The following is an 11,642-nucleotide window of genomic DNA, read 5'->3' on the forward strand; positions in this document are numbered from 1 at the left end:
CACCACAAAAAAAAAAAAAAAAAAAAAAAAAAAAAAAAAAAAACAAAAAAAAAAAAAAAAAAAAAACTCGGTAAAAACCCCCCCCCCCCCGAGAAACGAATGAATTTAACTATTCACCCTGAACGTTTTATAATTGCCCAATAATAAGTACTGCTGATCCATTAAAATCACCTGCCGCGGGTTTTGAACCATTTCCCACCACAGCAAACTTGACATAATCGCTACCTGAGCCATTGTATAACGTAGTCTGAAAACCGTCATTCGGCTTTACCGGCTTATTATTATATAGCATGACAACACCAATCCTCGGGTTTGAGGTTCTTATAGCATCGCCGAAAGATGCACTTTCTGCGATAAGGTTAACTTTAATATTTTGGCTCAGCGTGGTATTACATTTGTACTTAAGCTGACGGTTATCCTGATAAGGTGATGACAGTGCCGACGTTGTTAACACTGAGCTGTCAATCAGGCCAAAATTAATGTCCATCGTTTTCCCCTCGTTAATACTACATTCGACTGGAACAGGGATGATGGCTTGTTGCGTGATCAAACGATATATCGGTATTGTTGGACGATCGCCTGCATAGACATAGCGATATAAACTAGCCAGTTCCAATCCTGCAGGAATATGGAATGCACCACCGATTAATTTCCGGCGAAGTTTAAAATAGACCTTGCCATTGTTACCTACAAAAGCATCCTCCAGCTTGGTAACGCCCCAGCCCGTAGGCCCTTTCAGTGAGCCAAAATTGTAATCCGAAAAAGGAGGCGAATACTCACCATCAACTCCATTGGCAGCGAATACAATCCCGATACGGAAATCAACATCCTCCGTCAGTTTATTATATCCCGAGTACTTACCTGGCACATTGATACCTTTATCCACGGCAAAATAGGATGCACTCCTTGCCCCAACTGTACTATAACACCATCCCGGATAATGATTGGGTTGTGTGATAAATGGGACCGTTGCCGTCGCACCAGCCAGATTTGAACTAAATAAAGACGCATCTAATGATATAGACAAATTATTCATTGGATCGGCCCAGCATCCACCATTCGGCATTCCTGGTGGCACAGAGGGGACAGCATATGCCGTTGAAATGGTCAATGTCAGAAGCGTCAGTACCTTTATCGGAAAGCTGTTACCGAAAATGATTTTGATTAATTTCATGATTACCATCGCGAATTTATTAAATTTAAGATAAACGTTATTACAAGAAAAGATCGCGGATATTAATCAGATGGAACCCGATTGGTGATGACATTACAGCGTTCCTGGCTACATTTAAAAGTAACTTCTGGGCGGCCGCCATAGTCATTCAAATAGGTAAATACCGGAGCATTTCCATAATCGCCGATATCACCCGGCAACATTTCACTGGAGCCCGGCGCCAGCATGAATGGCGTAAAATCAGCGATTTTTTGTCCTTTATGATGGGTCTGCGCATCCACCAGCGTGATGTAATACGGGCTTGGATTTGCAATCTCCCAGCGATTATCCCGTCGGGTTAATACAAGCTGTGACTGCCATGGACTGGCAAGATCCCCATTTTTCAATCCCACAGGGCGATAGAAGATCTTGATACGATTTTGCAAAGCAATTTGGAAGGTATTCCCTCCCTTAACCCGGGGAGGGATCTCCCGCAGATTTAAGTAAAACAACGTTTCCCGGTCCTGCCGCAACAATCTCGCCGAAGGTAGCGCCTGTATTTTAATCTGCGAGTTTTCTCCAGGTTCTAAACGCTGAATAGGAGGCAGTATCAACAACGGCCCCTGGACACGCTTGCCATTTTCGTCCTCTATCCACCCCTGTGCAAGGTAAGGGTCATAAGGATTTTGATTAATCACCAACAGGCTTTGTGATGATTTATCACCGTCGAAAATGACTCGTGACTGCTGTATGGCAATCGCGGAATAGGTCATTGGGGAAAATATAAATGCCAACAGAAAAAGAAGGCGACTTACTGATAAAAACATAACGTATCCACTGTTTTTTCATCATCATCTAAAAATTAACCTACGCATCCAGTTAAATCTCGATCATCACAAATTTTTCAAATAATACCTATTGAATATTAACTAGCAAAGTTGCTGATGCATTAAAATCACCGCCAGTTGAAATATTTTCACCAATAATATTAGGGGATGCTGCCAGTATCAGACTATCTGCAGGATTAGGTAAATTGAACCATGTATTAATATCAACCCGGCTTCCATTTTTATAAAAAACAATCCCCATACCTTTCATGCTTGTATCAAGAATGTAGTCATAGGTATCTGATGTCCCTAAGATTTTCATTCTTAATCCGTCACCTGTACTCAAGCCGGTACATTTCACACTAACATTCAGATTCTTTTTAATCGTTACACCATCGGCGTCTTTCTTTGAAACATTTCCAAAAGGTACAATGATCTGATCGTCATTGTTGATAGTGCATGGGTTTTTATCAACAACGCGACCTCTGAAATTAACAGTCATCGTTCCCTTATCAACAGCGTAACCGGGTAGACAAAGCCCGAATAGAAACGCTATTGCAGCTATCTTCCATGCACACATATATCTTCCATTTTTTACTATTTCAGCAGTGGCAAGTCATCATCCAGATAAGATTATTATATACTGACGATAATAAGTTCCATCTAAGAAAAAAACGAAATTAGCCAAGTTAGATTTAATTATAATCAATTATGCTTTGGCCTGGAAATGTTAAATCATCCATGGGTTAATTTCGATAATTTCCTTTTCTGATAAAATCAGCAAATAATACATACGATATAAAAAAACATAATTTCTAAAAAAACAGTTAATAACACTACAATTGCACCATAAATGCATATTATATCAAGAGGATAAATGCTGAAACCGCGCATCTGGTAGTCAAGACCCATGCCATAACGGGAAAATTGTCAAGGACACGATCAGATTTGAACAGCGGTTCTGTCATCACCAACAACGTATCTTAACGCTGACATATATGCAGCATAAAATGCTGAAACAGAGATTTCGTCACCTCATTCCAGGAGGTATCCTGGCGCTTAATTTTTGCCAGTTCGTTGCAATTTTGTGAACCAATTCCCAACCCTGATGAAATAAAAGGCGCTGCTTTCTTCATCAAGTGAAATTTTTTGTTCATCTGGTAGAATGGCGTTCAGAAGAACATCAATTTTAAGATTAGCGAGCCGCTTAATGACCAACAATCCAACACAGCTTTCACTGCTACAGGACGACATTCGTCGCCGTTATGACACCTTAAGCAAACGCCTGAAACAGGTGGCTCGCTATATTCTGGATAACAGTAACAGTATCGCCTTCGACACCGTCGCTTCCATTGCACAGCAGGCGGACGTACCGCCCTCCACCTTAATTCGTTTCTCGAATGCCTTTGGCTTTAGCGGCTTCAATGAAATGAAGCAGGTGTTCCGTCAGCACCTGATGGAAGAAACGGTCAACTACACCGAACGTGCACGTCTGTTCCGCCAGACTGCGACAGATGAAACGCCAACGGCACCTGAAAATCCGGCTGAAATCCTCAATGTGTTCACCATGGTGAATTCACAGGCACTGCAGCAGCTGGCGATGCAGATTAACCCCGAGCAGCTGGAAAAAGCGGTCAAAATGCTCGATGAGGCCGATAACATCTATGTGATTGGCCTGCGCCGCTCGTTTAGCGTTGCCTCCTACCTGACCTATGCTCTGCGCCACCTTGAGCGCCGTGCATTTTTGATCGACGGTTTGGGTGGCATGTTTGCCGAACAGCTGAGCATGGTAAACCCAAAAGATGTGGTGATTGCCATCAGCTACTCGCCTTACGCGCGTGAAGCGGTAGAACTGGTTGAGCTGGGTGCCAAACGCGGTGCCCATCAGATCGCCATTACCGACAGCCAGGTGAGTCCGCTGGCCGCCTTTAGCGACGTCTGTTTCGTGGTACGCGAAGCGCAGGTTGACGGATTCCGTTCTCAGGTGGCTTCCCTGTGCCTGGCACAGACGCTGGCAGTTTCGCTGGCGCTGAATAACGCCAACTAAATGCATACCGGCGCTCGCCTCCTGCCTGCGCCGGTTCCACCTCATATCCGTTGATTCTTCCCTGCGGGCAGGCAAACCAGCAGTTCAAGTACCAGCAGCCCGGCCACCAGCAGCAGCGGCAGATCCCAGCTACCGACAAACTTCCACAGATAGCCCACCAGCAGCGGCCCTAATCCGGCGATCAGATAACCGACACTCTGTGCCATCGCAGAGAGCCGGGCGGCACTTTCACCACTGGCGCTGCGGACAACAAACAGATAAGTTCCCAGCCCCGGTCCGGCTCCCTGGCCAAATCCCAGCAGCAGTACCCACACCATCGCGCTATTCCCAGGGGCATACAGAATTCCGAGCGTACCCACCAGGCAGCACAAAATAGTGAGGACCATAAATCCGCGCTGATCGCGTGTGCGCGCCGCCAGGAACGGCACCAGGAACCCGCCAATCATCAGGCTAAACTGCGAAGCGGAAAACAGCAGCGCAGCACTTTCAGGCGATGAGCCTCGGCTGGTGAAAATAGTCGGCATCCACGCAAGGAAGACATACAGATTCAGCACCTGCAAACCAAAAAATAGCGTCACCGACCACGCTACGCGTTGGCGATAAAGATCGTTCCCCGCACCGTTGCGCCCCCCGGAAACCTGCCCCGCCGCAACGGAGTGGCGCAACTGTGGTAGCCAGATCAGCAGTGCCAACAGCGCCGGGAGCGCCCACAGCCCAAGAGATTGATAAGCGGCCATCTCATCCGCCCCCAGCGAAAGGAACAGTGGGAAAGCACCACCGGCACCGATGACCGCCCCGACACCCAGCATCAGAGCATAAATCCCCATTACCGATCCCATCTGCTGCGGCAGAAAACGCTTACGCGCCAGCGCGGGCATAATGACATTCATCACCGCAATACCCACACTGCCAATCGCCGTGCCCAGCAGGAGCATGGCCTCTCCTCCTCCGCGCATAGCACAACCGAGGCACAGCAGAACCAGGGCCACAAACAGCGCCCGCTCTTCCCCCATCCGCTGGCGCAGCTTCACGCCGGTCACAGAGAAAACGCTCAGTAGCACCAGTGGCAGAGTGGTCACCAGCAGCGTTGAGGTAAAACTCAGGTGCAGCGCCGACAGCAGCGGCCCCACCGTTGCAAAGATCAGCCGCATATTCAGCGACACCATGATGAAGCCCAGCCAAAGCAGCCAGAGCTGTCCTGGCCGCGCCATCGCGCCCCCGTCGAGGCGGCGATTGCCGTCCGATAATTCGTTCATTTCTCACTCCGAATTGGTGATTTCTATCCTCGCCCCGTTTGTGGCGCGATGTTGAGCCAGGCCGTGAATAGCCTGCGGGTCACTATAAGTTCTTAATGAGATTGTGTATCATTCGCTTCTTAGGCATAACGGAGCTTTGTTTAGGCAAGGCGGAGCCAACCCGCAGCAAGAAGAGGGCAAGATGAATTCAGCACCACGTTTCTGCTGGCAAAGACAGCCGAGCGCGCACGCTTCCTGCCGAGGGTTTGTCGATCGCTTACAGCTGGATGAAGGGCTGTCCATGGCCTACTGCCACTACCACCCCCGCAGGGAAGTCCGCGAGCCGGGTATTGCAGAGCGGGATATACGTAGCCTGACTATCGCCGTTGCGCTGGAAGGCAGCACCGTCACCCATGCCCGCGACGGCAGTCAGTATCATTTTCGTGCCGGTCACAGCACCGTTGCCCTGTTTTCCCGTAGCCACGGCGAGCGCTTTTTCCCGGCGGGCCAGCAGGTGCGCCAGCTACGGCTGATTATCGATGAGCCGCTAATGGAACAGTATGCGCTGACCGGTCTGCTCAGCGGTCGGCAGAGAGATAATCAGGTCCACTCTTTATTCTCCGGCCAGCACGGCAGCAGCATTCAGCAGCTGGCTGAGCGGATTGTGGCACTCCATGGCAGCGCGTCCAGCGGTCTTGAAATACAGATTGCGGCGCTGACGCTGCTGGCGGAACAGGCCCGATTGCTCTCCCCTCCGCCAGTCAATTCCCGGGAACTAAACGGTGTGGCCCAGGACAGGCTGGTACGCGCACGCGAATTGCTGCAACAGCATTACGACCGTCCACTCACCGTTGCCTGGCTCTGTACCCAGGTCGGCACCAACGAATTCGCGCTGAAACAGGGGTTCCGGGCGCTGTTCAATACCACTCCGCACCGTATGCTGACGGAAATTCGCATGGCTCACGCCTGGGAACTGCTGGAAAGCGGACTGCACGTCTCCACCGTGGCGTGGAAGGTTGGCTACCAGCATCTTTCCAGCTTCAGCGCTGCCTTCCAGCGCTTTTACGGCCGCACGCCCACCTCAGTCAGCGGTAAACGCCAGCCATAAAAAAACGGGCAGCCCGTAGGTGGCCGCCCGTTTATTAGCTTGTTTTCAACATCAACCTTTTCCTTCGGGCTTCAGACTGCATCGCTACAGCCGGAATCCCTCCGGGGTACATCACTACAACTAAACCAACTTACTTCTTGCGCGGATACTCATCGCTGTTCACCCAGGCGTGATCTTTCTCCCAGGTAAATTTCCATAAACGTACTGGCCCGGCCATGACGTTCAAATAGTAGTTGTCGTAACCGGCGATGGTCGCTACCGGATGGTAGCCACGCGGCACGGTAACAACGTCGCGGTTATACACCGCCATGCACTCATCCAGCGAGCGATCGTCGGTATAGACGCGCTGCAGGGCGAAGCCACGCTCCGGATCGAAACGGTGATAGTACGTCTCTTCCAGATAGGTTTCGTCTTCTGAATCTTCCTGGTCGTGCTTGTGGCTTGGGTAGGAGCTGGTATCACCTTCGTTGGTGTACACTTCCACCACCAGCAGGCTGTCGGCAGGCTTGTTGTCCGGCAGAATGTTATGTACCAGACGCTTGTTGTGGCCTTTGCCGCGCTGCTCCACGCCCACATCTTCAGGCGCGATCAGACGTGCCGGCAGATTGCCCTGGCTTGGCGAATTACATACCGCCAGTTCCAGATCGGACTCTGCCACCACTTCAATTTGTTCGTTGTGCGGCACGTAGACGGAATACGGCGGCGTGCGCTCAAACGGCGACATACGCTTACCGATATTCGGGAACTCGGCCTGACGGGTTTTCACCGAGGCCAGACCCGCAACCAGCACCAGACACAGCTCTTTATCACCGCTTTCAAGCTGGAGGGTCTGCCCTTTCTTCAGCAGATAAGCATCGAAGCCAACATAACGCCAGCCGGCACTTTCCGGGGTGACGTTCTGAATACGGCCCTGTGCATCGGGCTGCTTTGCTTTATTTAATAATGACATGCTGCTTTGTCCTTTGCCCACGCCGCCGCAAACTGCCCGGCGGCGCGGATTGTTGGTGAAAAGGATTAGCCCAGTGTAGGCATGCTGAACTCAGACACGGTTTTCTGGCCGCTCGGCCAGCGAACGGTGGCAGTCTTCATGCGGGTGTAGAAACGCACGCCGTCCGGACCGTGCACGTTCAGTGCGCCAAAGACGGAACGCTTCCAGCCGCCGAAGCTGTGGAAGGCCATCGGTACCGGAACCGGTACGTTAACGCCAACCATGCCCGCCTGCACTTCACGCACGAAGTCACGGCCGGTGTGGCCATTGCTGGTGAAGATAGCGCTGCCGTTACCGAATTCGTGGCTGTTAACCAGGTCCAGTGCGGTTTTGTAGTCAGGTGCGCGTACGATGCTCAGCACCGGTCCGAAGATCTCTTCACGCCAGATAACCATGTCGGTGGTGACGTTATCGAACAGGGTGCCGCCAACGTAGTAACCATCCGGGTTGCCTTCAACCTGAATGCCACGGCCGTCAACAACCAGCTTCGCGCCTTCCGCTTCGCCTTTGTCGATGTAGCCCAGCACTTTCTTCTGGTGCGCAGCAGAAACCACCGGCCCCATTTCGTTTTCGTCTTTACCTTTGTGAATGCCAGGACCCACGCGCAGCGCTTTCACCAGCGGAGTCAGTGCGGCAATCAGTTTGTCAGCAGTGTCATCGCCCACGGCAACGACGACTGGCAGCGCCATGCAGCGCTCGCCGGCAGAACCAAACGCCCCGCCCATGATGGCGTTCACGGTGGCATCCAGATCGGCATCCGGCATTACGATAGCGTGGTTTTTCGCCGCACCGAACGCCTGCACGCGCTTACCGTGTGCGCTGGCGGTAGTGTAGATGTGCTCGGCAACGCCGGAAGAACCCACGAAGCTCACTGCCTGAACGCGCGGATCTTTGTACAGCTGCTCGGCGTTTTCGTTAGAGCTGTGGATCACGTTGAACACGCCATCCGGCAGGCCCGCTTCGGTCAGCAGTTCAGCCATACGGACAGACGCTGACGGGTCCAGAGCCGGTGGCTTCAGAACGAAGGTGTTACCGCAGGCCAGTGCGATTGGGAACATCCACAGTGGCACCATCGCCGGGAAGTTGAACGGAGTAATACCCGCCACCACGCCCAGCGGCTGCATCAATGAGTAGCTGTCAACGCCGGTACCGACGTCCGCTGAGTTCTCACCTTTGATCAGGTGTGGGATACCACAGGCGAACTCAACGACTTCCAGACCACGGGTCAGTTCACCCAGCGCATCTGACCAGACTTTACCGTGCTCGCTCACGATCAGCGCGGCCAGTTCGTCACGATGCTGTTCCATCAGGGTTTTAAAGTTGAACAGGATACGGGCGCGGCGCAGTGGAGAAGTGCGTGACCAGCTATCGAAAGCGTTGTGGGCTACTTCAATGGCGTGTGCCACTTCGTCGCTGGTGCTCTGCGTCAGTTCACGGATGACTTTGCCGGTCGCCGGATCGTAAACCGGGATGGTTTCGTTGCTGGCGCTCAGGGAAGTTTTACCGCCAATAAAGTTTCCTACGATAGTCATGTTCTGGCCTCTTTGATGTGATAGTTCCCATGCAGGCAGTCTGAATCACAACGCTACCTGGCCGGGCAAAACTCTAATGCGTGGGATGACAGTATAATATTGGAATAAATTTTTCAAATATTTCACTTTAGAAAATTCGGTTTTAGCGGCATGGATCGCATTTTTCACGGTCAGGCTCTGCCGGGTAAATGGTCCTGCCTGCTGGCATCGCTAAAAAGCCCCCAGCGCAGGCCACATGCGGAACAGTGGTTTTACCACGTCACGATCACGCCCCCGGAATTGTTCGCGCTTTTCGTGGCGATTTCTCCGTGTTTTTGCTGGTGTTTTTTTATGCGCAGTGAAATTTTGAGAGGCGGATCTAAAAATTTAAATTTCATTATTCACTAATTATGAAATAAATGTTTTCTTATGCGTACTTTTACTGCACCATGCGGATCGGGTAAGACTGGCCCTGTGGTGGAGTTTTTTTTATTACCCTACTGAAACAGGAGCCATCACATGGCTATCGATCCAACCCGCATTTGCATTAACCGTAAAATTGCCCCAGCCCTGAGCATTGAAGCTTTTTTCCAGCTGGTGCAGAAGCTGGGTCTGAGCAAGGTTGAACTGCGTAATGATATGAAAGGCGGCAGCGTAACTGACGACCTCAGTCATCAGCAGGTGAGAGACCTGGCGGAAAAATACGGCATGGAAATTATTACGATTAACGCCGTTTATCCGTTCAACCAGATCAGCGACGATCTGCTGGCGCGCGCTGAAGGGTTGCTGAAGGATGCACAGGGTATCGGCGCGAAGGCGCTGGTCATGTGCCCGCTGAACGACGGTACGCCGGTTTCTGCCGAAGATACGGTTAACGCGTTGCGCACGCTGGCACCGCTGTTTGAACGCTACGGTGTAAAAGGATTGGTTGAGCCGCTGGGCTTCCCGGTCAGCTCGCTGCGCTCGGCAGGCCAGGCGTTAGCGCTGATCGACCAGGCGGACGTGCCGTTTACCCTGGTGCTGGATACCTTCCACCACCATCTGTATGAAGGCGCGGAGCAGGACTTCGCCGCCGGTCTGGATGTCAATCGCATCGGACTGGTGCACCTGTCCGGCGTGGAAGACGATCGTGAAATCAGCAAGCTGACCGACGAAGAGCGCATCATGCTGAGCGAAGGTGACCTGCTGAAGAGCGTGTCGCAGGTTCAGCGCCTGGAGAAGCTGGGTTACAAAGGCATCTACGCCTTCGAGCCGTTCGCTTCCAGCATGGACAACTGGACCGCTGCGGACATCGAGCGCGAAATCCGTCAGAGCATCGCACTGCTGCAGGACTAAACATCCCGTGGCCGGGTTTACCCGGCTGTAACGGAAAATCCGGCAAATCTGCCGGATTTCACTTCTTATCTGTGTCACTTAGCGGCCTTCCAGGGCCGCATTTTTTTATGCGATCGTCACCCGTTTTAACCGGAGCGTCGCCAGTATCGCCAGACACACCAGCAGGCTGCTGAGCAGATAAATCACCGGCACCCCGGCATAACTCATAATCAGCCCGGCCAGCGGACCGGTTATTCCCAGCGCCAGATCCATAAAGGCCGTATAGGTCGCCAGCGCACTGCCCTGATTCTGCGGCGGCACCACTTTCACCGCCACCACGCCAATCGCCGGGAACACCAGCGAGAAGCCGGCACCGGTCAACAGCGCACCCACTTTCGCCATCCACGGCTCCCACGAGCCCCAGACCATCAGCAGCCCAAACGCCTCAACCGCGAAACAGACCAGCGCCACGTTCAGTCCGCCAAAACGGTTGATGGCATTGGGGAACAGCATACGCGTACCAACAAACGCCACGCTGAACAGCGTCAGGGCGAAGGCCGCACCCTGCCAGCCTTTATCCTGATAGAACAGGGTAATAAAGGTGGCGATCACCCCGAAACCCACCGAGCCCATAGCCAGGATCAGGCCATAGCCCCAGATACGCCCGAGCACCGCGCGAAACGGCAGCGGTTTTCCCTTGCTGGTTTTCACCGCAGGCCGGGGGAACGCCAGCACAATCGCCACCAGCGCAATGGCGATCACTATCGCCGCCAGCAGCAGCAGACCACCCCACATATAGATTGCCACGCCCAGCGGCGCACCGATCGCCATCGCGCCGTAGGTGAAAATCCCGTTCCACGAAATCACCCGGCCAATATGCAGCGATCCCACCACACCCACGCCCCACAGCGTGGCCCCCGTTCCGGCAAAGCTCTGCCCCACGCCCAGCACCACGCGGCCCAGGCATAACAGCAGTAAACTCACGAGGGGAATGGAGCTGCTCAGTGCCGCCAGCGCGTAGCAGATGCCGCAAATCAGCGCGCCGAACAGGCCAAAGATCACCACTTTCTTCGGTCCCCAGAGATCGGCAAAACGCCCGGCATGAGGGCGGCTAAGCAGCGTGGCGAAATATTGCAGACTAATCACCAGACCGGCCCAGAAGGCGCTGTAGCCCATCACGTCATGGACGTATCCGGGCAGTACCGCCAGCGGGAGCCCGATGGTCAGATAGCTGGCAAAGTTGAAAATAACAACGGAGATAATGCGCAGATTTAAGCGCAGGCCGGATTGCGCGGCGTCGCCTGCTGACGGGTCTGACATGGAAATTACGGCTCGCAAAGCAAAAAAGTCGAGGCCTCACTATACCTGAACCGTTAGCGTCCTACGGATATTTATTCGCCGCAGCGGGCGCGAATACCGCCATATTTTCGTCACAAAGCCTCTCTATACTCCGCCCCAC

General features: G+C 52.7%; 10 protein-coding genes. 3 read left to right on the forward strand and 7 right to left on the reverse strand.

What is annotated here, in order from left to right; translation table 11 throughout:
* Positions 1-127: 127 nt before the first annotated feature.
* The 3 genes from IBT46_RS20365 to IBT46_RS20375 form a co-directional block, all read right to left on the reverse strand.
* On the reverse strand, positions 128-1,174 hold the full coding sequence (locus tag IBT46_RS20365; RefSeq protein ID WP_200547156.1) for a fimbrial protein: 1,047 nt from the start codon (positions 1,172-1,174) through the stop codon (positions 128-130).
* A gap of 62 nt (positions 1,175-1,236) precedes the next feature.
* Positions 1,237-1,980 (reverse strand): fimbria/pilus periplasmic chaperone, encoded by a 744-nt coding sequence (locus IBT46_RS20370; RefSeq protein WP_200547157.1) that lies wholly within the window; start codon positions 1,978-1,980, stop codon positions 1,237-1,239.
* A gap of 88 nt (positions 1,981-2,068) precedes the next feature.
* Positions 2,069-2,560: a fimbrial protein gene (locus IBT46_RS20375; protein WP_200547158.1), complete on the reverse strand. Its 492-nt coding sequence runs from the start codon at positions 2,558-2,560 to the stop codon at positions 2,069-2,071.
* A gap of 630 nt (positions 2,561-3,190) precedes the next feature.
* Between IBT46_RS20375 and IBT46_RS20380 the strand changes: the two genes are divergently transcribed.
* Positions 3,191-4,027: a MurR/RpiR family transcriptional regulator gene (locus IBT46_RS20380; protein ID WP_105594105.1), complete on the forward strand. Its 837-nt coding sequence runs from the start codon at positions 3,191-3,193 to the stop codon at positions 4,025-4,027.
* Positions 4,028-4,068: 41 nt separating this feature from the next.
* Here IBT46_RS20380 and IBT46_RS20385 read toward each other — a convergent pair whose 3' ends face one another.
* Positions 4,069-5,283, reverse strand: a complete 1,215-nt coding sequence (locus IBT46_RS20385) for an MFS transporter (RefSeq protein ID WP_200547159.1) — start codon at positions 5,281-5,283, stop codon at positions 4,069-4,071.
* 181 nt (positions 5,284-5,464) lie between these two features.
* Here IBT46_RS20385 and IBT46_RS20390 point away from each other — a divergent pair, with 181 nt between their 5' ends.
* Entirely contained in the window at positions 5,465-6,370 is a 906-nt protein-coding gene (locus IBT46_RS20390; protein ID WP_200547160.1) for an AraC family transcriptional regulator, read from the forward strand.
* 130 nt (positions 6,371-6,500) lie between these two features.
* On the opposite strand, the gene iolB is transcribed toward IBT46_RS20390, so the two are convergent.
* A complete protein-coding gene (gene iolB / locus IBT46_RS20395; RefSeq protein ID WP_105594108.1) occupies positions 6,501-7,319 on the reverse strand; it encodes a 5-deoxy-glucuronate isomerase in 819 nt (272 codons plus the stop codon).
* A 65-nt stretch (positions 7,320-7,384) separates the two neighbouring features.
* Positions 7,385-8,890, reverse strand: coding sequence for a CoA-acylating methylmalonate-semialdehyde dehydrogenase (locus tag IBT46_RS20400; protein ID WP_200547161.1), 1,506 nt, complete (start codon positions 8,888-8,890; stop codon positions 7,385-7,387).
* 498 nt (positions 8,891-9,388) lie between these two features.
* On the opposite strand from IBT46_RS20400, the gene IBT46_RS20405 reads away from it, so the two are divergent.
* Complete coding sequence (locus IBT46_RS20405) at positions 9,389-10,204, forward strand: TIM barrel protein (RefSeq protein ID WP_200547162.1); 816 nt, start codon at positions 9,389-9,391, stop codon at positions 10,202-10,204.
* A gap of 105 nt (positions 10,205-10,309) precedes the next feature.
* On the opposite strand, the gene IBT46_RS20410 is transcribed toward IBT46_RS20405, so the two are convergent.
* On the reverse strand, positions 10,310-11,503 hold the full coding sequence (locus IBT46_RS20410) for an MFS transporter (protein ID WP_200547163.1): 1,194 nt from the start codon (positions 11,501-11,503) through the stop codon (positions 10,310-10,312).
* Positions 11,504-11,642 lie beyond the last annotated feature (139 nt).

Origin of the sequence: Erwinia sp. S38, from assembly GCF_016624545.1 — a bacterium.
Taxonomy (GTDB): Bacteria; Pseudomonadota; Gammaproteobacteria; order Enterobacterales; family Enterobacteriaceae; genus Erwinia; species Erwinia coffeiphila.